The sequence below is a fragment of the Ruegeria sp. HKCCA5839 genome (assembly GCF_013035585.1).
GTDB lineage: Bacteria > Pseudomonadota > Alphaproteobacteria > Rhodobacterales > Rhodobacteraceae > Ruegeria.
Genome location: NZ_WQIE01000002.1, coordinates 729,370 through 751,340 on the forward strand (window position 1 = coordinate 729,370; position 21,971 = coordinate 751,340).

Here is a 21,971-nt window from a genome sequence, read left to right on the forward strand (position 1 = left end):
CGGTTCGAGCCCAAAGGCGACTTAGGCTATGGGCGCAGCATTTGTCGTTTTGGGCGGCAAGCGGGAGTTCGCTGCGGATAGCATGGAGGTCTCCTTTCCCATCGATTGCTCCCCGCGAAGGGCTCGCCGGTTCATGCATCTCTTCGGCATTACCATTGGCGACCGAGGTTCCAAGAGATTGCGGTAGTCGAGAAGTCGCAGCGGGGTCAGGCTAATCTGCAGGCGCTCCGGCAATTTGGGCCTCTTGTGCCTCCTTATTGCGCCAATCTTTCGGGGATATGCCGAAGTTCCGCGTGAAGGCTCGGGTGAGTGCCGATGTTTCGGACAAGCCGACCAATTGGGCGATCTCCTTGATCGAATGATCAGATGTGGTGAGCAGTTCGGAGGCCTTTTCCATCCGCAGCCGGTTGATCACCTTGGACGCCGTTGTTCCGTAGGAGGACAAGCGCTTGTTCAGCACCTTGGTGGTGATGCTGCACATCCGGGCGGCCTCGCTCACCGTCAGCGCCGGATCGGACAGCCTTGATCGCACGAGAATTTCGAAGCCTTCGAGGTAGTCCAGGGGCACATCGACCTGAACCGGTTCTTCGATATCATTGTCGTGGTTCACGAGGAGTTCGGGGTTGATTGGAAGCGACAGCCAGGCCGCCGGAAAGCGGATGGAGAATCCCCTGTTGTTGCACTTGATGCCCCGCACGCCATGAAACTGCTCCGGCAGCAGGGTCGGATCGCAGAGGCGCAGAACAACCTGGGTTGGATCCCATCGGAAATCGAGAACACGGTGCAGCAGGGAGATCCAGATCCCGACGAGAAAGGCGTCCGAATGGCCCGGCGACACCTCGGGTTCGAAATTGCGACTGGTGGTGAAGTAGGCGTGTTCCTCCTCGATCAGGAGCCGGAAGGACACCGCGTTGCTTTCCTTCGAGACGATCTGGGTGAACCGGGTGAAGAAATCGCCAAGGGTCACCGACTGGCCGAGGAGCGCCCCACGCGGCAGGAACTTCAACAGGTCTGTCTGTTGTCCCGCCAAGGCGCAGATATCCGGCCGGGTGATGTCGGCGATGGAGGCCAGCGCCGCATAGACCGTGTCATGCGGGATGAACTCGGCCGGGTTCAGGACCTGTTCCTCGCTCAATCCATGCAGCCCGAGCGCAAAGGCCGGATCCGCATCGAGCCGCCGCATCATCGCTACGACGGGGCCGAGGACCGTAGCACGTACGAGGGACAAACCGTCCTTTTGTTCTCCTTGCGGCATCCACATCACCCTTTCGCTCTCCGACACGCTACGGGCGCGGGCGCCTGACGGCCAAGCAGAAATTGGCTGAAATTGACCGGATCGGGTCAGAAAAATGCACCACGGGATCAGCGGGTCAAAAGAATCTCGGGGCACATGTGCATAGTGGGAGGATCGGTCCGCAGGAAGACCGACCCCTGGGAGGACACCGAATGACAACACTCAACCTGAAGGCGTTGCTGCCGGCCATGTCAATGGCAATTGCGCTCACGACGCCTGCCATTGCGCAGGATATCCCCAACATTCCCTCGGAGGTCACGCTGTTCAAGAACGTGATGGTCTTCGACGGGGTGAATGACGGCTTGAAAGATGTCGACGTGCTCGTCGTCAAGAACAAGATTCACAAGATTGCAGAGGACATTCCCGAATCCGGCACGTGGGAAGTCGAAGTTCGAACGGGCGGAAGCAAGCGCCTGCCCGATCCTGTTGGCGGTATCGACGGCTATTCTTTCACCATCCAGACCGAACGCGGTATCGAGACCAAAGAGGTCGAGGTCAATGTGATCGACGGCGGCGGACGCACCTTGATGCCGGGACTGATCGACAGCCATGTGCATGTGAATATGTACAAGGATGGCACGATCCCGGGCCTTCAGGACACGACATGGGAGGAGATCGGCGCACGTTCTGCGGCCTTTGCGCAGGAAATGCTGGCGATGGGCTTCACAACCGTGCGCGACATGTGCGGTGCACATGGTGGACTTCGTGCGGTAATCGACGAGGGTTCGCTTCCGGGCCCGCGGATATACTCGTCCGGCGCCTGCCTCAGCCAGACCGGTGGTCATGGCGACTGGGGGATCGCCGGGCAACGCAAGAACGAAAGCAATCTTGAACGGCTGGAGATCACGCGGCTTGTCGACGGCCCTGCCGAAGTGCTCCACGGCGCGCGGCGGAACTTTGCGCTTGGGGCCAACTACCTCAAGATCATGGTCAGTGGTGGTGTGACCTCCATCAAGGACCCGATCTACCAGTCCGCCTTTACAGACGAAGAAATCGCCGCTGCCGTCGAGGTGGCCGGGGACATGGATTCCTATGTCGCCATGCATGTCTTCATGGATAGCGACCTGTCGCGCGCGCTCGATCTCGGGGTCAAAGTGGTGGATCACGGCCTGACCATAACGGAACCGACGATGCAGAAGCTGGTAGAGAAGGAAGCGTTCTTCTCGCCCAACCTGACCGCGTTGGCGCCCGAGGCGCTTGAGCATCCGATGCACCAGGATCCGACCTTCCCGCCGACGGCGAAGTTCCTCTGGTTGCGGAAAAACAGCGAGCAGTTGTTTGATCTGGTGCGGAAGTACAAGCCGAAGATGGTGTTCGATTCCGACTACGTGCTGCTGACCGGTGTGCCGTACCGGCAGTCGATGGACTTCACCAAGGCTTTCATGGCGCGTGAGTTCGGCAACCTCTGGGCCTTGCAGATGATGACCTCGAATGGCGGCGAACTGGCCGCACTGACGGGACGCGGAAACCCCTATCCCGAAGGCAAGCTCGGCGTGATCGAGGAAGGTGCCTATGCCGATATCCTCATCGTTGACGGAAACCCGCTCGAAGACATCACTGCCATCGGCGCTGTCGATACATGGTTCGATGCCGAGCCACGCGGGCAGGACGTGCCGAGCATTCGCGTCATCATGAAGGACGGCAAGTTCTACAAGAACACGTTGAACTGAACTTTCGGCGGGGCGCTGGCCCCGCCGTCAACATTGCGGAAGGGCAAACTTATGAAGCATCTTTTCAAGTCCACATTACTGGCGGGCGTGGTGTCGCTCGCTGCCGGCATGTCCTCTGCGCAGGACGAAGCGCTGCCGCAGACCCTGTTCACCAATGTCCATGTTTTTGACGGCGTGAACGAGGCGCGGATCGAAAACGCCAGCGTTCTGGTCGAAGGCAACCTGATCAAGGAAATTTCGACGGACGGGATCGAAGCGCCCAACGCAACCATGATTGACGGCGGCGGGCGCACGCTCATGCCGGGGATGCATGACCAGCACGTGCATTTGCTGGTGTTCAACCCGCTCAGTGACGGGTTGCGCCAGAACATCACGCCCTTCCATCTTGGTGGCGTTGCAACGATCCGGTCCGAGCGCATCCTGATGAACGGGTTCACGACGGTTCGTGACCTCGGCGGACCGGCAAAGTCCATCGCGCGGATCATCGATACCGGTATGTTCCCCGGCCCGAGGATCTATTCCTCGGAGGCCTTCATCACGCAGACATCGGGCCATGCCGATTTCCGCAAGCTGAACGACCGGCATCCAACCCTGTCGGGGCAAGGCCCATCGCATTGGGTCGACACGGACATGAGCTTCATCGCGGATGGCCCGGAGCAGATCCGCATGGCGGTGCGCGAGAACCTGCGGCGCGGGGCAACCCAGATCAAGGTCATGGTCAGCGGTGGGGTCACGTCCGAGTTCGACCCGCTGCATTCGCTTCAGTACCAGGCGGACGAGATCCAGATGGCGGTCAAGACCGCCGAGCAATGGGGCACCTACGTCACCTGCCACGTGTTCACCGAGCAGGCGATCCGCAACTGTATCGACAACGGTGCAAAGACCGTTGAGCACATCCCGTTCCTGACCAAGGAGGCCGCCGAGATCATGGTCGAAAAGCAGATCATGTTCGCGACGGCGGTAGCCCCGGTCTACTCGGTGACGACCGAACAGGCGGAAGCCTTCTACACGCCAGCCTCGTTCGCCAAATGGAAGAGTGTCCGTGACGCCGCCGCCAACATGATCGAGGTGATCCAGACGACACCGGGCATGATCGACCTCTACACTCTGGGCACCGATCTCATCAACAACTGGGACCAGACGCTTGAGCAGGACAAGAAGATGAACGACGAGTTCAAATACCTGCACGAGGCCAAGTTCAAACCCTTCGACATTCTGCGCATGGCCACATCGAACGGCGCCCGCATGAACCGGCTTACGGGCTTGAACAATCCGTATCAAGACGGCCCGCTCGGCGTGGTCGAGGAAGGCGCTTACGCGGATCTCCTGCTGGTCGATGGCAACCCGCTCGAAGACATCCTTCTTCTGGCCGATCCTGATCCCAACCTGAAGCTCATCATGAAGGACGGCGTGATCTACAAGAACACGCTGGACTGAGGAGAGCGCGGGGCGGTCTCCCTCGTCCGCCCCGCGTTTTTTTGCCCGACGCAATCATCCCGGAAGGACTGACCGTGAAACACCTCACTCTTGCCACTCTCATGGCCCTCTGCAGTTCGATGGCGGTTGCTCAGGAGTGCGACGTCGCGCTTCTCAACGGCCGCGTCATGGACCCGGAAACCAATCTTGATGCCGTGCGCAATGTCTGCGTGACCGGCGACAGGATCACCGCGATCACCGAAGATGCCTTGACGGGCAAGCGCGAGATCGACGTTTCCGGGCATGTAGTCGCGCCGGGATTCATCAACACCCATTCGCATTCCTTTGGCGGCTTCGATCAGAAGATGATGGCCCATGATGGCACGACGACGATCCTCGATACCGAGAGCGGCGTGGCGGATGCCGACCTGTTCTACGACAAGTACGAGGGCAATTCCTTTCTCAACTTCGGTTCCGGGATGGGGCACGAGGAGATCCGGCGTGTCGTGATGGATGGGGTTTCAGTCGAGCTGGCATCCGATCCGACCTACATCCTCAAGTCACGCGGTGCAGCCGAGGAAGAAGACGGACATGCCAGCTGGGCGCTGGATATTCCGACTGCGGATCAGCTCGTCGAAGTCATGACCATGTATGAAAAGGGTCTTCGCGCCGGGGCGATCACCGTCAACACGACGGTGGGATACATGGGATACAACACCTATCCGAAGGAGATTTTCGCGCTTCAGAAAATGGCGAAGAAGTATGACCGCTTCTTTGGCGCCCATACCCGTTTCGGTCCGACCGAGAGCCTGCCGCTCTACTATTCCCTGGGCGCAAACGAGGTGATCGCAAACGCCGTTGCGCTCGACGGGGCCCTGATCCTTTCCCACATCCAGAACCAGGGGTGGGAAGAAATCTACGAGCTTGCGCGCCGCCTGCAAATGCGCGGAATGACCATCTTCGCGGAATACTACCCGGCCATCACCGGCAATCCGAACATCGCGACACCGCAACTGCTGCCGGACAAGATCGAGGCGAACAATATCGTTCCGACCCGCGATATCTTCGATACCAGCACCGGCGAACTCTACGAGTCCGACGAGGAGTTCTTCCGGCAGCAGAAGGAGGATCCGAGCAAGCCGATTTTCATCACAGTCCGCCCCGAAGCAGACCTGGAGCGCTGGATCCACATGAAGGATATTGCGATCGCCAACGACATCGTCGGCTTCACCGTCGATGGCGAACCGCTGCCGATCGAGGCCGATTTCACGGAGTACGGGGGGCACCCGCGCAATGCCGGCACCTATGGCATCGTGTTCCGCGAGGCCCGTGAACAGGGCATCGCGCTGATGGAGATGGTGAACAACGCCTCCTACATTCCCGCGAAGTACTTTTCCAAGGTGGGCCTGAAGGCGATGCAGGAACGCGGCCGGATGCAGGAAGGCATGATCGCGGATATCACGATCTTCGACCCCGACACGATCACCGAAACATCATCGATGAAGAAGGGCATGAACGGCTCCTTCACCAAGGGAATCCCCTACGTTCTGGTGAGCGGGCAGGTCATTATCGACGACGGTGTCGCTAATATCGACCTGCGGCCCGGGCAGCCGATCCGTTACCCGGTCATCGAAGGGGGCGAGATCGATCTGGACCTCGGGGACAAGGAATTCACCTGGCACGCCGACATCGAAACGCCAGAGGATGAGCATTCCGAGTTCCCGCTCCGCCCTGCCGAGCTGGAACACTCCATTCCCGGAGCTCCGGGGCATTGAACCCACAAGAACGGTCAGGGCAGCCATGCTGTACTGACCACAACATCGAAGCAATTCCGGGTGGCAAGATGAACAGGATCCTTCTTTCGACAGCCCTTTGCGTCTCTGCGACAGTTGCAGCGGCGCAGGACACAAAAGACATGCGCACCTTCCTGTTTATCGGCGCATCCAACAGCGCCGCCTGGGAGATGCAGATCGCCAATCCCGGGGACCGCGCGGCCTCGGTGAAGGGTGGGATCGAGGCGCTCGGCGGCGAGCTTTTGAGCTACTATTGGGGGCTTGGGAACGGGAAGAACTACATCACCGTCGCCCTGCCGGACGACCCCACCTTCATCCAGGCCTTCTATGTCAGCCGTCTCGGTGACGGGTTGCTGGAGGATTACCAGATGATCGAGTTGCTGAGCAGCGCCGACATGGCCGAAGCCCTCGCCCGTGTGCCGGAGATCAAGGCGCAGGACGATCTCAAGTAACCGGACTGCACACTCGGGACGATCCAGAAGGGAACATCAAATGAACTTCAGCCCTGTGTGTGTCGGCGGAGTCGTATTATGCAAATAGTTGCCATTGGCCTGCTGTCCGCCTTCTTTCTCTTCGCCAGTTCGATCAAGATCCTTGGCTGGCAGAAGCTCATCTTCGAAACGCAACTGGCGATGTTCGTCAAATACGGGCTGAACCGTCAGATCATGGCGCTTGTCGGTGGTGTCGAGCTTTTCGGGGCGGTGGCGATCTGGTTTCAAGGCAGCTTGCTCGGGCCGCTCGGGGCCGCTGCCCTTCTGGGCACGTCGCTTGGCGCAATCGGTTGTCATCTGATCTGGGACACTTGGAAAGACGGTGTGCCTGCCATGATCACGGCTACGCTTTCGGCCTTCGTCCTCTGGACAGGCCGGGATGTCGTACTGGCGATACTTGCATGAGCGGGCCGAAGAAGAATCAAGAGCAACAAGAGAGACCTCATATGGGACAGGCAAGGCTTCTCGGTACGGTCATCGTCGCTGGCTTCTGGTTATCAACCGGAGCCTTGGCGCAGGAAAGCCGGCCAACGTCCGCCCTGGAGGCCGCCGCAGCGGTCTCGCTCGGTGGCCCGGCATCCACGCAGGCCCAACTGGAACAAGACCGAGTGCGGCGGTTGCAGGACTCTCGCTGGCCGGGGCTGGATGCGGCATTGGACCCCTTGGAGGCATCGCGGCAACGCTTTGCCGAACGCACCGGCCTGAACCTCTCCTTCGACTACCAGGCCTATTACCAGTCCGCGACCGAGAGCCTGACCGATATCGACGAGGCCGCCTTGGGCCAGGCGCGCATTCTGGGCCAGTGGACGCTGCTCAATCGCGGCGGCGAAAATCCCGGGCAATTGGTCTTCACATTGGAGAACCGCCATCTGCTCGGCACGGACATCGCGCCAAGCGGGCTTGCCGGGGAAATCGGCTATGCGGGCGTCAACGCAACGACATTCAGTGACACCGACACGACCCTCTCCGTCGCCTACTGGTCCCAGACGCTCGCTGGCGGGAAGGCCGGTTTCGTGGCCGGCCGGATCGATCCGGGAGACTACTCGGACATCCTCGGCTACGTGAACCCACGCACGACTTTCTCCAATTTCTCGATCCTGTTCAGCCCGGTCCTGCCGATCCCCGATCCCGGCTTCGGCATTGCGGGGGGCGGTTTCCTGACCGACCAGATCTATGCCCTCGGTGTCCTGTCGGATGCAAACGGCTCGCTGACCGATGTCGAGTGGTTTCCCGGTGGCCCCGAGTTCTACAAATACGCCGAGATCGGATGGACGCCCGAACGCTCGAAGCGCTTTCTAACCAACGTTCACCTCGGGGTATTTCACGTCGATGAACGCACCGAGGCAGGCGTGCCGGAGAGCTACGGGGCGATCCTGTCTGCCAACCACACGATCAACGAGGAATTCATGATCTACGGACGCCTCGGCTGGTCGGAGGGTGAGGCGCCGATCGCCCGACGCGCAGCCAACGCTGGACTTCTATGGCGGCCGGGCCTCTATGACGACCTCTTTGGGTTTGGCGCGACCGTTGCGGACCCGGTAGATGAAACGCTCGACACCCAGACCACAATGGAGGCCTTCTATCGGTTGGACCTGTCGGACAATGTCGCCCTGACGGCGGACGTCCAGCACATGATCAACCCGGGCTTCAACGATCAGGACACGACCGTTTTCGGCTTGAGGCTGCGGATCAATCTTTGACCTGAGTAGCGGCGGATAGAATGCCGTCTGGTTGGGAGTGTCGTGCCTGCGCCGGAACGGCCCATGCAGCCATCGCGGCCAAGGAGGCGACCCCTTGGATGATTGGCATTGCGTCAGGCGAAAGTCTTGACGGCAGAACAACCGTCGAATTTGGCTTGTTGCTCTGCAATGTCAGCCATTCCAATGAAGCTGTCGGATGCTCTCAAGCGGGGGCATGGCGGTTCGCTTAGATCTTTCCACAGAAGGCGGCCACGGAGGTCGCCACCGTCAGAAAGGTTGGAACCGATGACAAACACCCTCAAGAACACCGTATTCGCCGCCCTTGCCGCCTCACTCGCCCTCGCTGCCCCGATGGCCGCCAATGCCGGTGACATCGGTGAGAAAGCCCTCAAGGGCGCTGTGGCCGGCGCCGTGCTGACCGAAATCACCGGCGGCGACGCCAAGGACGGCCTGGCCCTCGGCGCAGCCGCCGGTGCGCTCGGTGGCAAGATCGCCGAAGACCGGGATCGTCAAGATCGCAAGGACGATCGCAAGAAGGGTGGCAACAAGCACAAGCGCTGATCCCGCAACGAGACAACCGGAACGGTTTACCCCTTCCAACCGACGCTGGAGAGATCCGGCATCTGCTTCAAACCCGTTAGGCCTCATGCCTGCCGGGTTTGTTGCGTCAGGGTGGTTCAGGAAGACGGAGAAACGTGAAAGTGCGGGCCTATGATCCGAGCAGTCCGGCCTCTACTCAGATCGTTCGCCCTATGCCAGGGGCGCTTCTGTTGCTGGCTGCTCCCTGAAGTCGCTGGGGGGCTGTCCGTACCATCTTCGGAATGCCGTGCTGAAGGTACTGGCGTCGCTATATCCGAGAAGATAGGCGATCTCGGTGAGCGGAAGCGTGCTGTTGAGCAGATAGTCCCGGGCCAGAGCCTTTCGCAGATTGGCGACGACCGCTGCGAAGCTCGTGCCCTCGTCGGTCAGTCGGCGGGCCAGCGTTCGGGCGCTCATCCCAAGTTCCGCCGCAATTGCGTCCTGCTGGGCCGTGCCGGCTGCAAGACGCGCCGTGATCTGCCTCTCAACAACCCGGGCCACACTGTTGGGTGTCTGCGGCATCCGAGCCAGCGTGTTCTCGCAAATGACCGAAAGCGTCCGCTGCAAGTTGTCGTCGGCCGTCAACAGCGGCACATCCATATCAGCCGCCTTGAAGGCAATGCTGTTCTCCGCGGCACCAAACAGGACATTGCAGCCAAAGAACCTGTCGAGGGCCTCGGTGCCGGTCAGCCGCTGATGCGCGAACCGAACATGCGTCGGACGGATTTGCCGATTGGAGTAGTCCCGCAGGGCGAAGACCGTGCCAACGGCTCCAAACTCGGCATATTGCCCGGTCGGAATGCTTGCTGGCACATCGTAGTGCCAGGTCAGCCGGGTGGTTTCCGGGCCTTCTTCCATGGCCGTCTTGCTCGCGTCACCGATCACGCGCTGAAAACGGGTGATGTTTCGAAGGTAACCGCCAACGGTAGGTGCCGAAACGCCGACATAGGCGAGCAACCCGGCCTTCCTGACCAGGTCCGGCGACTGTGCCAGGCGGTATCCGACAAGGTCGTCCCTGGTCAAAGCGCTCGCCTTTTCAAACAACCAGGCAGTCTTGTCGAAGGACCAGCGAGCATCCGGGTCTTCGAGTTGAGATCTGGTTATCCCGAACTCCTTTCGGATATCCCGCTCGGAAAGGCCTGTTTTCTTCAACTCACCGACAATGATCTGTCCCCAGATTGCGCTGTGTTTTGGAATCTCGGATTTCATTTCTGGTCCGTAGTCTCGGTGTCTGACGTGTTGCGCCACGTTAAGGCCCGTCTGACCTTCTTGCCAGTTGCCAAAGCCAACGTTCGAACAACGCAACGCCCGTTTCGTTCAATACCCGCAGTGCCTTTCACACACTCGCCACCAAGGTAGGCGCGACGTCGGTCGCGAGTAACTCGAGATCCGTGCGGTGTGACACACCGAGTAGCGGCGCACATCGTCCGGGTTGGGCAGCTTGCTTGTTCGCTGTGGCTTTCGAAGCCGCCATTCTCGGCGCGCTACTTAAAAGTCCGCTCTGGGCCGTTGTCACACATCCCGACAAACTGACTTATCGGAAGCTTTGTCCGCAATGCGGACATAAAATCAAATTTCCTGAACGTCCGCTATTGGTGCGAAGGGATACTCGAACCCAAAACTCTAGTTCGACGGGCTCCAACCAACAGATAGTGGACCTACCCCAATAAAAGTAGTCTTGGAAAAACGCGTCACAGAAAGTGTGAGAGGCTCACAGGCTTGCGTTCGATCAGCTGAAGGGGTGCCAAGGGGCGGGGGGTGGAGCTCGTCTATGAAGGCAAGGCCCCGACCATGCGACGTTAACAACGGACGTATTTTGCTAAGGCATGGTCGCCATGTGGTCGCCACTTATGTGGTGCCAGCAGAGTAAATCTCGTAAATTATTGATTTTATGGTGCTGCTGGAGAGAATTGAACTCTCGACCTCTCCCTTACCAAGGGAGTGCTCTACCTCTGAGCTACAGCAGCGCTGTGGGCGGGTGATTAGACTCAAACGAAACGCGGCGCAAGGGTGTCTGGACGGTTTTTTGTGTCTGCTGTAGAGAAAGACAATGGCAGACAAAAACTCACCAAAAAAACAGGGCAAATCCGGGGATGCACGCGAAGACAGGTTGAAGGCCGCATTGAAGGCCAATCTGGCGCGACGCAAGGCGCAGGCCAAGGCGCGGGCGACCTCGGAGGCAAGGCCGGAGCAGGACAAGGACTAAGAGCAGATGGATTCGATTCTGGTGACGGGCAATGGCCCGCTGAACGGGCAGATTCCGATTGCCGGGGCAAAGAATGCGTGTTTGACGCTGATGCCGGCGACCTTGCTCAGCGAAGAACCGCTGACGCTGACCAACGCGCCGCGGCTGAGTGACATCAAGACAATGACGCTGTTGTTGCAGTCCTTGGGGGCCGAGGTGTCGGCCTTGCAGGACGGGCAGGTTCTGGCGATGTCTAGCCACGCATTGACCAGCCACACGGCGGATTATGAGATCGTGCGCAAGATGCGGGCCTCGAACCTTGTGCTGGGCCCGATGCTGGCGCGGCTGGGGCAAGCCGTTGTGTCTCTGCCCGGCGGCTGTGCCATTGGTGCGCGACCGATGGACTTACATATCGAAGGGCTTGAGGCGCTGGGCGCCGAGATTGACCTGAAAGACGGGTATTTGCACGCGAAAGCACCGGGTGGTCTGAAGGGCGGAGTGCATGAGTTGCGGTTTGCCTCCGTGGGTGCGACGGAAAACATCGTCATGGCCGCCACCTTGGCCAAGGGAACGACCGTGTTGAAAAACGCAGCGCGTGAGCCTGAGATCGTCGATCTGGTGGAATGCCTGCGCAAGATGGGCGCGCAGATTGCGGGTGAGGGTACCTCGATCATCGAGATCCAGGGCGTTGATCGATTGCACGGTGCAACGCATCAGGTGGTGACTGACCGGATCGAACTGGGCACCTATATGCTGGCTCCAGCCATTTGCGGCGGAGAGGTCGAGCTGTTGGGGGGGGGCATGGCTTTGGTCGAGTCCTTTGCGGCCAAGCTGGATGACGCCGGGATCGCTGTCAGCGAAACCGAACAGGGGTTGAAAGTGACCCGCAAGAACGGGCGCGTGAATGCGGTGGATGTTGTGACCGAGCCGTTCCCGGGCTTTCCGACAGACCTGCAGGCGCAGATGATGGCCCTGATGTGCACGGCGGACGGCGTTTCTGTTCTTGAAGAGCGCATTTTTGAGAACCGTTTCATGCATGCGCCTGAACTGATCCGCATGGGGGCTCAGATCGATGTACAGGGCGGGACGGCCACCGTAACCGGGGTCGACAAGCTCAAAGGTGCGCCGGTGATGGCCACCGATTTGCGCGCATCGGTGTCGTTGATCCTGGCCGGTCTGGCGGCAGAGGGTGAAACTCGGGTAAACCGTGTTTATCATCTGGATCGCGGCTATGAGCATGTGGTGCGCAAGCTGGAAGGCGTAGGGGCCAAGATAGAACGGATAAAAGGCTGATGAGTGACGCAAGTTTTGATGATGGCCGCGAGGCCCCGCTTAATCTGGGTGCGCAAGACAGCGATGACCTTCAGGTGATCTCGACACTTGTGCAGGATGCGGTGTTTCCTGTCACCGAAATGACCTGGCGCCCGTCCGAGCGCCGGTTTGCGTTGCTGTTGAACCGGTTCCGCTGGGAGGACAAAGACGCTGCCGCGCAGCGCAATCGCCCATTTGAACGGGTGCAATCGGTCTTGGTATTCGATGATGTGCTGTCTGTATCCAGCCAAGGAATAGACCAGCGCGACAAGGACATGATCCTGTCGCTCTTGTCGGTCGATTTCGAGGCAGGTGAAGACGGCGCGGGTCAAATCATGCTGACCCTGGCTGGCGACGGTGCGATCCGTTTGCGGACCGAGGCCTTGGACGCAACGCTGAAGGACGTTACCCGGCCGTATCGGGCGCCATCGGGTCACGCCCCGCACCATCCAGAATAAGCGCGGCAAAGCTGGCGCATTTTCCCGGCCCAAGGCAGGGTTGGCAATACGTCGTGCCACCGTGTTCGACGCTTTCGGGATCAGCCAGACACTCATCCGGTCGATAACGCAACTTTGTGTTGCGGATCATGGAAACAACGCCGATCTTCTTGCGCTTTGGACCCGGAACAAAGATCCGGAATCGGTTCGCAACTGGCTGCATTCGGGCGCTGAGATCTGGGTGGCAGAGCGCACTGGTCAGATCGCTGCCGTGGGCGGGTTGAAAGACCGCGATTTTGTGACCTTGCTCTATGTCAATCCTACGCATGTCCGGCTTGGCGTTGGTCAGGCCCTGCTGCAGAGGCTGGAAGAAGAGCTGATCGGGCAGGGATGCTCTGAGGCCGGTCTTGTCGCAACGCAGACCGCGAGGGCGTTTTATCTGCGCTACGGCTGGACCCAATCCGCTGCACCCGAGGCTTGGCATGGTATCTCGCAATTCCCGATGCGCAAATCGCTGCAGTCAGCCGAGTAAGGGTTGAGGGCATGCGGGCTGGGCGATAAGACCCGTTGAAACGCCCTGGAGAGCCCGATCATGCCCGTTTTCTTAGACACGACCTCGCCCGACTTTGAGACGGGTTTCACCGCGCTGCTTGGTGCAAAGCGTGAAGACAGCCCGGATGTCGATGCTGTTGTCTCTAAGATCATCGAAGATGTCCGGGTGCGGGGTGATGCGGCGGTGCTGGAATTGACGGCCAAGTTTGATCGGCTGGAGCTGACACCGGAAACGATGGCCTTTAGCGCATCAGAGATCGACGCGGCCATGGACAGCGTATCGGATGACGAACGCGCCGCACTGGAACTGGCGGCTGAACGGATCCGGGCCTATCACGAACGTCAGATGCCATCGGATCAACAGTGGGTGGATGAGGCTGGCGCAACACTGGGGTGGCGGTGGTCGGCGATTTCGGCTGCAGGCCTTTATGTGCCTGGCGGATTGGCGTCCTACCCGTCTTCGGTGTTGATGAACGCGATCCCGGCCAAGGTTGCCGGTGTGCAGCGCTTGGCTATCGCTGTTCCAACGCCGGATGGTCAGATCAACCCGTTGGTTTTGCTGGCGGCAAAGCTCTCAGGCGTTGATGAGGTCTATCGCATCGGCGGCGCACAGGCTATCGCGGCGCTGGCCTATGGTACTCAGACAATCGCGCCGGTGGACAAGATCACCGGGCCCGGCAACGCCTTTGTTGCGGCTGCGAAACGCCGGGTTTTCGGCAAGGTCGGGATCGACATGATCGCAGGCCCGTCTGAGATTTTGGTGATCGCTGACAAAGACAACAACCCGGATTGGATTGCTTTGGATCTGCTCAGCCAGGCCGAGCATGACGAAAGCGCGCAATCGATCCTGATTACGGATGATGCGGAGTTTGGCCGCGCCGTGGCGCAGGCGGTCGAGGCGCGTCTTCAAACCCTGGAACGCCGCGCCATCGCCGGGGCCAGTTGGCGCGACTTTGGCGCAGTGATCACGGTTCGCGATCTCGACGAGGCCGCAAGCCTGTCAAACCGGATTGCGCCTGAGCATCTGGAACTCTGCGTGGCCGACGCACAGGCGCTGAGCACCAAAACGGTGCACGCGGGTGCTATTTTTCTGGGGCAATACACGCCCGAAGCCATTGGCGACTATGTTGGTGGGCCAAATCACGTGCTGCCGACGGCCCGCTCAGCGCGGTTTTCTTCGGGGTTGAGCGTGATGGATTTCCTCAAACGCACGACGATCAGCCAGATGACACCCGAAGCCTTGCGCCGTGTTGGCCCGTCAGCCGCAACGCTGGCTGCATCGGAAAGCCTGGAAGCCCATGGATTATCCGTCCTCGCGCGGCTCGAGCGGTTGAATCAGCAGTGATGGCGGCTTGAGGAAAGGCGGAAACCTTGCGGAAAGACCTTGGGCTTTGAGGGGGTTGTCACTTAGCGCAGTTGTAAGGTCGAAGCGCGCCTTCAGTGTTTGCTGTGATGCATCCGGTGCGTCTGACTGTCCGTTGCCCATCTGATGGGGTTGATATAGGTCTTAGCCGAATTGAATAGATCGCAGCACACATGACCCGAATCTCGCATATCGAACTGGACGACAGTAACCTTCCCCCGCCGACCCCCGAGATCGAGCAGGAGCGCAAGGTTGCCATCTATGACCTGCTCGAGGACAACACCTTTACCCTACCGGCGCGCGATGATCGGGCGATCCCGGATGGGCCGTATCACGTGCAGCTCTCGATCCGCGACAAGCGACTGGTTTTCGACATTGCGACCGAGGCGGAAGAAAAAGCAGCAGAGTTCCATCTGTCTCTTGGGCCCTTCCGGCAGGTGGTAAAAGACTATTTTCAGATCTGTGAAAGCTATTTCAACGCGGTCAAGAACTTGCCCCCCAGCCAGATCGAAACCATCGATATGGCCCGGCGCGGTATCCACAACGAAGGCAGCCGCGTTTTGCAAGAACGGCTGGAAGGAAAGGCCGAGGTTGATACAGATACCGCCCGCCGCCTGTTCACGTTGATTTGCGTGTTGCACTTTGGGGGATGACGGGTGACGCCTCTGCCACAGTCCCTTCTGTTCTGTTGCGACCACAATTCGGTTCGGTCCCCCATGGCCGAAGGTATCATGAAGAAATTCTATGGCACCGGTACCTATGTGCAATCTGCCGGTGTTCATAACGACCTTGAGATCGACGGCTTCTGTATTTCGGTCTGCCACGAGATCGGGGTCGAGCTGTCGCGTCACCGCTCGCGCTCGTTCGACGAGATGCAAGAATGGGGCGATGATCTAAGCTCGTTTGATCTGATCGTTGCGCTTTCGCCTGCAAGCCAACGCCGGGCGTTGGAACTGACCCGGATCTTCCACCTGGATGTCGAGTATTGGCCAATCATGGACCCGACAGGGATGGGTGAGACCCGCGAGCAAAAGCTGCATCATTACCGGCAAACACGGGATCAAATCATTCAACATCTTAGCAAACGTTGGGGCCCACCGACGGAGTGATCATGAACCAGACTGTGAAAACCTATTTCGAGGCATTCAATGCAGGCGATGTTGCCGGAATGCTGGCGTGTCTGTCGGATGATGTGGCACATCATGTGAATGAAGGTCAGGTACGTGTCGGCAAGGAAAAATTTGCGGATTTCTGCGCCCATATGAACCGCTGCTATCGCGAACACCTGACTGATATCGTGGTGTTTGAGGCCCAGGGCGGCACCCGGGCCGCCGCCGAATTCATCGTCAACGGAACCTATCTTGAAACCGATGACGGGCTGCCTGAGGCAAATGGCCAAAGCTACTGCCTGCCCGCCGGATCGTTCTTTGATCTCCAAGACGGCAAGATCACCCGTGTGACGACCTTTTACAATCTGGCCGACTGGACCAGGCAGGTTGCAAATGGCTGAGATCTCGGAGGTTCGCGCCTTGACAGGAACCGCGCTTGAGGCGGTCTTGGATGATGTCGCGAAGCTGCGGATCGAAGTGTTTCGCGATTGGCCTTACCTGTACGATGGCGATCTGGCTTACGAGCGGACCTATCTGCAATCCTACCGGGACAGTGACAAAGCCATAGTCGTGGGTGCTTTTGATGGCCCAATCCTGGTTGGCGCTTCTACCGGTGCCCCTCTGGCTGATCACGCCGATGATTTTGCTGCGGCGTTTGAGGGCACCGGCCTTGATCTGTCTGACATATTCTACTGTGCCGAGTCGGTATTACTGTCCGACTACCGCGGACAGGGCGTGGGCCACACATTCTTTGATCTACGCGAGGCGCATGCCCGCGAAAACGGTTTCAGAAAATGCGCCTTTTGTGCGGTTCAGCGCCCTGAAGACCACCCAGAGCGGCCTGACGACTATCGCCCGCTTGACGCATTTTGGCGCGCGCGCGGATACGAGCCTTTGCCGGGCGTGATCGCGAATTTTTCGTGGAAAGATGTCGGACACGACAGCGAGACGTTAAAGCCACTGCAGTTTTGGATCCGCGATCTTTGACGCAATCTGCGTGCGCCAACGCATCTCAGGTTTGATTTCGGTTTTGAGTTTTCCCTAAACCGTTGTAAGTTTGTTTCCTGTTAGTCGTGTAATTTTTCTTGTTTTGGAATTATGTTATGTTTCGTAAAACAATTGCCCCGTGGGCAAATACTTCCACTTTTACCAACTTTATCTTCGGCACAGCCAAGAACGATACCCTGGCGGCGCCAAACGCAGGAACCGGGGTTTTCGGCTTCCGAGGAAATGACCACCTTTCAAGTATGTTCAACGATACCGCCCTTCACGGTGGTGCCGGTGAAGATAAGCTGACTACGCATATTACGTTGGTAGATAGCGGCGTAACCCCGTTTAATATCAATACGAAGCAAAGCGGGGGTACTGGGGCCGATGTGCTGAAAACCACCATAGCAGATCCCAGTTTTACCTTTGTCGATTTCATCAACACGCATTCTTCGGGGGGAAAAGGCGACGACATTATCACCGTGAACGTGAGCGCATTTGGCGGTGTGCAACAATTGGAAAACTACGTCTCCGGCGGGCGTGGCGACGACCAGATCGACATTCGCGCCACGTTCTTTGATGGCGTCGGGCACAACACGGTCCATGCTGGCTCGGGCGATGATGTGGTTCGGGTCACAATCTCTAGTAGCTTTTTCGGTGGCGCAGCAACCTCCATCAACACGGTTTGGGGTGGTCAGGGCGACGACCAGATCGAAGTGAGTGCTTCTGCTACCGCAAACAGTAGCGAGTTGGCGGCAAACTACCTATACGGGGGCAGTGGGAATGACCACATCATAGCTCTTGTAACGACAGACTCGAATGTGGCGACACCTGTCGGTTTGAACGAAGTCTACGGCGGTGCGGGGAAAGATATTCTCGAAGCGAACCAAGTCACCGATGGTGAAAACTTTTTGACCGACGTCACGAACAAGATGCGCGGTGGGTCAGGGGAAGACCGGATTACGGCTACATCTCTGGCCTTGTCGTTTGAAGGAGATGCAATCGCCCACAACGACATTCACGGTGGGTCTGGCTCTGACAAGATCAAAGTCTCGATAGATACTCTTGCCACGCTTCGCGTCGACGCGTCGAACAATGTCTCAGGTGGTTCCGGGAACGACAAGATTCGTGCCGAGATCACGGCTGAGTTCTATGATGAAAGCTCGGTGGTCGAAAACACTCTCTTCGGACAGAGCGGGAACGACAAAATAATCGCCTATGCATCTGCAACAAATGCCTTTGATCCCTCAGCCTTGGCAGAGGCCTTCAACCACCTCGACGGTGGCAGCGGAGATGATGTGCTAAAGGCCACAATCGCTGCTGGATCTGACGGAAAGAACACGCTCTTGGGGCGTGCGGGCAATGACAAACTTGTTGCCAATGGCGGGAACAACAACTTGCTGGACGGTGGCTCGGGGCACGATGTTCTTTATGGCAGTGACAACAGCGACACTTTGGTAGGCGGTGCCGGCAAAGATAAGCTGGATGCCGGGTTGGGCGATGACTGGTTGTTCGGTGGCAAGCACGCTGACTCTTTCATCTTCAAATCGTCCTTGGACCAGGGAACCAAAACGCTGGGGGATTTCCAGAAATCAAAAGACATTCTGGTGTTTTCGGATCTGGACGATAATGGCGCCCCGGGTTTGGTGGATGATTTGGATGCAATCTCAACCTTTCAGGACGATGGGTTCGATGTGATTGTAACGCTGGACACCGGAACCGTTCTTGTCTTTGAGGGCGCTGGGAACGGGGCTGTAGACAGCTTTGCCGATCTCGTCGAAGACCCGATAACCCAGTTGCTTGGCGCAGCTGACGAGTTTGCCTGGGTTTGATTCCCACCCTGCGGCTTTAACAATGCTGCACCGATGACGTCGCGCGGAACCGCAATCAACTTGTACAGCGCGCGGCGTCGTTCTTTACTGTCCCGGTGTATTTGGGAAAGGCCGGGCAATGAAAATCGCAACTGCTGCTTATGATCTGACCTGGCTGGACAGCTGGGCACAGTACGAAGACAAGTTGCACCGCTGGGTTTCTGAGGCCGCAGGGCAGGGGGCCGGGTTGCTTGTCTTTCCCGAATACGGCGCGATGGAGCTTTCGACGCTGGACGGCGCGGAAGCGGCTGGGGATCTCGAACGCTCAATCCGCGCGGTTTCGGATCGGATGGAGGCAGCAGAGGTGCTGCACCAGCGCCTTGCTCAAGAGCATAAGGTTCACATTTTGGGGGCTTCAGCCCCAGTGCTGGACGGACCCGGTCGGCCTGTGAACCGCGCGGTTCTGTATACGCCCGAGGGCGCGCAGGATCATCAGGACAAGCAGATCATGACCCGGTTCGAGCGCGAGACCTGGGACATCGCTCCCGGCGGTCCGCTGAAGCTGTTCGATACCGCGCTGGGCAGGATCGGCATCCTAATCTGCTATGACAGCGAGTTTCCCTTGCTGGGTCGCGCGCTGAGCGAGGCTGATCTGATCCTTGTTCCGTCCTGCACCGAAGCGCTATCGGGCTATTGGCGCGTTCGGATCGGCGCCATGGCCCGGGCGTTGGAAAACCAATGCGTGACGGTCATGGCCTCGTTGGTGGGCGACAATGACTGGTCCGAGGCCGTGGATATGAATACCGGTGCGGGCGGTGTCTTTGGTCCACCTGACAAAGGTTTCCCCGAAACCGGCGTGTTGGCCCAAGGACAATTGAACCAGCCGGGATGGACCTATGCCGAGGTTGATCTCTCGGCGATTTCTCAGGTTCGCGCCGACGGGCATGTGCTGAACCGCACCCATTGGGACGAGCAACAGCCCCGAGTCGAATCGGTCACAATCTCCTCGTTGAGGTGATTCCGCCCTTGAAATAAGGGGCAAATAGGCCCATTTAGGCGCACATCCTCGCAGATTCTGCGAGTGCAACGCAAAGATGGAGACAACATGGCCAAGGAAGATACGCTCGAATTTCCCGGTGTCGTGAAGGAACTCCTGCCGAATGCGACGTTTCGGGTCGAGCTGGAAAACGGCCATGAGATCATCGCACATACGGCAGGCAAGATGCGCAAGAACCGCATCCGTGTTCTGGCTGGCGACAAGGTACAGGTCGAGATGACCCCTTATGATCTGACCAAGGGTCGGATCAACTATCGCTTTAAGTAACGTTCTGAACTTATGGCGTTTGTTCTTGGATCGGGCAGCCCAAGGCGGCTGGACCTGCTGGCGCAGCTTGGCGTGCAGCCGGATGCCATTCGCCCGCCCGACATTGACGAAACGCCACTGAAGGCCGAATTGCCTCTGCCCTATTGCAACCGCATCACGCGGGAAAAGGTGCAGGCGGTTGAGGCCGCCCCCGACGATATCACCCTATGCGCCGATACCACGGTTGCCTTGGGGCGCCGCATCCTCGGCAAACCTGAAAACGCAGGCGAAGCAGCTGAGTTCCTGCACGCGCTCTCTGGCCGCCGTCACCGTGTGATCACATCGGTCGCAGTGCGACGCGGAGACCGCGTTTTGCAGCGCGATGTCGTGTCTCAGGTCAAAGTCAAACGCCTGTCGGATGTTGAAATCAACGCCTATCTGGCAACCAATGATTGGCGGGGCAAAGCCGGCGCTTACGCGATTCAAGGCCCTGCAGGCGCGTTCATCCCGTGGATCTCAGGCTCGTTCACCGGCATTGTCGGGCTGCCTTTGTCCGAAACAGCAGCGCTGTTGCAAGGCATCGGATATCCTCTGTATCGCGAGGCATCATGAAAGGTCGCACAATCGTTTTGGACCATATTCAGGGACGCGAAGCTGCGGCCCTGATGGTTGACGGCAAGCTCGACGACTTCCTGATCGAAGCGGATGCGCCCGCCCCCGGCACGATCTACCGCGCCCGCGCGGATCGCCCGGTCAAAGGGCAAGGCGGCATGTTCCTAACCACCCCTGACGGCCCCGCTTTTTTGCGTCAGGTCAAAGGACTGGCCCCGGGTGCCCTGCTTTTGGTTCAGGTCAGCGGATATGCCGAGCCGGGCAAGGCCATCCCGGTGACCAATCGTATCCTGTTCAAAAGCCGCTATGCCATCGTCACACCCGACGCGCCCGGCCTGAATATTTCACGCAGCATCAAGGATGACGACGCGCGGGACCGCTTGCTTGAGATTGCCCACGCGCAGATGGACGGCAGCGCTTATGGCCTGATCTTGCGCTCGTGCTGTGCCAGCGCGGATGACGACGAAATCGCCGAAGATATCTCGGCCATGCTGGCCCAGGCCGAGCAGGTGATGGGTGACGCCGGAACCGAACCCGAACTGCTCAGCGAAGGCGATGGCCCCCATCTTCTGGCGTGGCGCGACTGGACCTATCCGGCAGATGTGGAAACCAAGGCTGGCGGGTTCGAAACCCACGGGGTTCTGGATGCGCTGGACGTGGCGCGTGGCATCACCGAACCGCTCCCAGGTGCGGGGACATTGTACATTGAGCCCACCCGCGCCCTGATCGCCGTGGACGTGAACACCGGTGCTGATACATCACTGGCCGCAGGTACCAAGGCCAATTTCGCCTGCGCCAAGGCTCTCCCGCGTGCCTTGCGCGTGCGCGGGTTGGCCGGTCAGATCACGCTGGACCTGGCACCCATGCCCAAGAAAGATAGGCGCGGGTTCGAAGCGGCCTTGAAAGCTGCGTTCCGCTCTGACCCGGACGAGACAACGCTTGCAGGCTGGACACCGCTCGGCCATTTTGAACTGCATCGAAAACGGGGCAGAGCCCCCCTTGCAGAGACCCTGAAATGAGCTGCCCGATCTGCCAAGAAGACACGGTTCAGAAGTTCCGCCCCTTCTGCTCAAAACGCTGCGCGGATATCGATCTGGCCAAATGGCTGAACGGTTCCTACGCAGTGCCGTCGCAACGCGAAGAAGACCTTGATGCTGAGCCCGAAGCACAAGTTCCGCCAGTGACAGGACCACACTGAAAAAATGTAAAAAAGCCTCTGGACACTCCCCGTGGCAAATCATAGAACGCGTCCACCCAACGGCAAACACCGTTCCCGTGCCCGGGTAGCTCAGGGGTAGAGCAGTGGATTGAAAATCCTCGTGTCGGTGGTTCGATTCCGCCCCCGGGCACCATTTAAC

Annotated in this window: 24 protein-coding genes and 2 tRNA genes; 23 read left to right on the forward strand and 3 right to left on the reverse strand. The window is 58.9% G+C overall.

The genetic code is table 11. The annotated features are described in order from the left end of the window. Window positions 1-211 precede the first annotated feature (211 nt). A complete protein-coding gene (locus GOV38_RS09075) occupies window positions 212-1,255 on the reverse strand; it encodes an AraC family transcriptional regulator (protein WP_170357385.1) in 1,044 nt (347 codons plus the stop codon). A 191-nt stretch (window positions 1,256-1,446) separates the two neighbouring features. On the opposite strand from GOV38_RS09075, the gene GOV38_RS09080 reads away from it, so the two are divergent. The 7 genes from GOV38_RS09080 to GOV38_RS09110 all read left to right on the forward strand — a co-directional run bounded on the left by GOV38_RS09080 (window position 1,447) and on the right by GOV38_RS09110 (window position 8,925). Further along, the gene (locus GOV38_RS09080; protein ID WP_170343540.1) at window positions 1,447-2,964 is read left to right on the forward strand and encodes an amidohydrolase family protein; all 1,518 of its coding nucleotides are present in this window, start codon (window positions 1,447-1,449) and stop codon (window positions 2,962-2,964) included. A gap of 51 nt (window positions 2,965-3,015) precedes the next feature. Then, window positions 3,016-4,401, forward strand: a complete 1,386-nt coding sequence (locus GOV38_RS09085; RefSeq protein ID WP_171208892.1) for an amidohydrolase family protein — start codon at window positions 3,016-3,018, stop codon at window positions 4,399-4,401. A 74-nt stretch (window positions 4,402-4,475) separates the two neighbouring features. After that, on the forward strand, window positions 4,476-6,155 hold the full coding sequence (locus tag GOV38_RS09090) for a hypothetical protein (RefSeq protein ID WP_170392031.1): 1,680 nt from the start codon (window positions 4,476-4,478) through the stop codon (window positions 6,153-6,155). Window positions 6,156-6,223: 68 nt separating this feature from the next. Continuing rightward, entirely contained in the window at window positions 6,224-6,625 is a 402-nt protein-coding gene (locus GOV38_RS09095; protein WP_171208891.1) for a hypothetical protein, read from the forward strand. 78 nt (window positions 6,626-6,703) lie between these two features. Next, on the forward strand, window positions 6,704-7,069 hold the full coding sequence (locus GOV38_RS09100; RefSeq protein WP_170342826.1) for a DoxX family protein: 366 nt from the start codon (window positions 6,704-6,706) through the stop codon (window positions 7,067-7,069). Continuing rightward, window positions 7,066-8,364: a carbohydrate porin gene (locus GOV38_RS09105; protein ID WP_171208890.1), complete on the forward strand. Its 1,299-nt coding sequence runs from the start codon at window positions 7,066-7,068 to the stop codon at window positions 8,362-8,364. Before GOV38_RS09100 ends, GOV38_RS09105 begins: the two co-directional genes overlap by 4 nt. Window positions 8,365-8,649: 285 nt before the next feature. Further along, entirely contained in the window at window positions 8,650-8,925 is a 276-nt protein-coding gene (locus GOV38_RS09110; RefSeq protein WP_170343544.1) for a glycine zipper domain-containing protein, read from the forward strand. A gap of 189 nt (window positions 8,926-9,114) precedes the next feature. On the opposite strand, the gene GOV38_RS09115 is transcribed toward GOV38_RS09110, so the two are convergent. Both GOV38_RS09115 and GOV38_RS09120 read right to left on the reverse strand, forming a co-directional pair. Then, entirely contained in the window at window positions 9,115-10,152 is a 1,038-nt protein-coding gene (locus tag GOV38_RS09115) for an AraC family transcriptional regulator (protein WP_170342831.1), read from the reverse strand. 683 nt (window positions 10,153-10,835) lie between these two features. Further along, a tRNA-Thr gene (locus GOV38_RS09120) sits at window positions 10,836-10,910 on the reverse strand. Window positions 10,911-10,993: 83 nt separating this feature from the next. Here GOV38_RS09120 and GOV38_RS09125 point away from each other — a divergent pair. From GOV38_RS09125 to GOV38_RS09200, 16 genes are all read left to right on the forward strand, one after another. Continuing rightward, window positions 10,994-11,149: a hypothetical protein gene (locus GOV38_RS09125; RefSeq protein WP_171101152.1), complete on the forward strand. Its 156-nt coding sequence runs from the start codon at window positions 10,994-10,996 to the stop codon at window positions 11,147-11,149. A gap of 6 nt (window positions 11,150-11,155) precedes the next feature. Next, complete coding sequence (gene murA, locus GOV38_RS09130; protein ID WP_171208889.1) at window positions 11,156-12,421, forward strand: UDP-N-acetylglucosamine 1-carboxyvinyltransferase; 1,266 nt, start codon at window positions 11,156-11,158, stop codon at window positions 12,419-12,421. Beyond that, entirely contained in the window at window positions 12,421-12,897 is a 477-nt protein-coding gene (locus GOV38_RS09135; RefSeq protein ID WP_171208888.1) for a DUF2948 family protein, read from the forward strand. The genes murA and GOV38_RS09135 overlap by 1 nt, the downstream gene beginning before the upstream one ends. 40 nt (window positions 12,898-12,937) lie before the next feature. Further along, window positions 12,938-13,408, forward strand: a complete 471-nt coding sequence (locus GOV38_RS09140; protein ID WP_174838686.1) for a GNAT family N-acetyltransferase — start codon at window positions 12,938-12,940, stop codon at window positions 13,406-13,408. 60 nt (window positions 13,409-13,468) lie between these two features. Next, on the forward strand, window positions 13,469-14,773 hold the full coding sequence (gene hisD, locus GOV38_RS09145) for a histidinol dehydrogenase (RefSeq protein ID WP_171208887.1): 1,305 nt from the start codon (window positions 13,469-13,471) through the stop codon (window positions 14,771-14,773). A 191-nt stretch (window positions 14,774-14,964) separates the two neighbouring features. Continuing rightward, window positions 14,965-15,444, forward strand: coding sequence for a UPF0262 family protein (locus GOV38_RS09150; protein ID WP_171101160.1), 480 nt, complete (start codon window positions 14,965-14,967; stop codon window positions 15,442-15,444). Between the two features lie 3 nt (window positions 15,445-15,447). Continuing rightward, on the forward strand, window positions 15,448-15,900 hold the full coding sequence (locus GOV38_RS09155) for a low molecular weight phosphatase family protein (RefSeq protein ID WP_171101162.1): 453 nt from the start codon (window positions 15,448-15,450) through the stop codon (window positions 15,898-15,900). 2 nt (window positions 15,901-15,902) lie between these two features. Further along, window positions 15,903-16,301 carry a ketosteroid isomerase-related protein gene (locus GOV38_RS09160; RefSeq protein WP_171208886.1) on the forward strand — a complete coding sequence of 133 codons (399 nt, stop codon included), beginning with the start codon at window positions 15,903-15,905 and terminating at the stop codon, window positions 16,299-16,301. Continuing rightward, the gene (locus tag GOV38_RS09165; protein ID WP_171208885.1) at window positions 16,294-16,887 is read left to right on the forward strand and encodes a GNAT family N-acetyltransferase; all 594 of its coding nucleotides are present in this window, start codon (window positions 16,294-16,296) and stop codon (window positions 16,885-16,887) included. The genes GOV38_RS09160 and GOV38_RS09165 overlap by 8 nt, the downstream gene beginning before the upstream one ends. A 116-nt stretch (window positions 16,888-17,003) precedes the next feature. Next, window positions 17,004-18,719, forward strand: coding sequence for a calcium-binding protein (locus GOV38_RS09170; RefSeq protein WP_171208884.1), 1,716 nt, complete (start codon window positions 17,004-17,006; stop codon window positions 18,717-18,719). Window positions 18,720-18,837: 118 nt separating this feature from the next. Next, window positions 18,838-19,716, forward strand: a complete 879-nt coding sequence (locus GOV38_RS09175; RefSeq protein ID WP_171208883.1) for a carbon-nitrogen hydrolase family protein — start codon at window positions 18,838-18,840, stop codon at window positions 19,714-19,716. Between the two features lie 87 nt (window positions 19,717-19,803). Continuing rightward, window positions 19,804-20,022 (forward strand): translation initiation factor IF-1, encoded by a 219-nt coding sequence (gene infA / locus GOV38_RS09180; protein ID WP_005978431.1) that lies wholly within the window; start codon window positions 19,804-19,806, stop codon window positions 20,020-20,022. A gap of 12 nt (window positions 20,023-20,034) precedes the next feature. After that, window positions 20,035-20,613 carry a nucleoside triphosphate pyrophosphatase gene (locus GOV38_RS09185; RefSeq protein WP_171208882.1) on the forward strand — a complete coding sequence of 193 codons (579 nt, stop codon included), beginning with the start codon at window positions 20,035-20,037 and terminating at the stop codon, window positions 20,611-20,613. Then, on the forward strand, window positions 20,610-21,632 hold the full coding sequence (locus GOV38_RS09190; RefSeq protein ID WP_171212988.1) for a ribonuclease E/G: 1,023 nt from the start codon (window positions 20,610-20,612) through the stop codon (window positions 21,630-21,632). Before GOV38_RS09185 ends, GOV38_RS09190 begins: the two co-directional genes overlap by 4 nt. Next, entirely contained in the window at window positions 21,629-21,811 is a 183-nt protein-coding gene (locus GOV38_RS09195; RefSeq protein ID WP_171101176.1) for a DNA gyrase inhibitor YacG, read from the forward strand. Before GOV38_RS09190 ends, GOV38_RS09195 begins: the two co-directional genes overlap by 4 nt. A gap of 79 nt (window positions 21,812-21,890) precedes the next feature. Then, window positions 21,891-21,965, forward strand: a tRNA-Phe gene (locus GOV38_RS09200). Window positions 21,966-21,971: the final 6 nt, after the last annotated feature.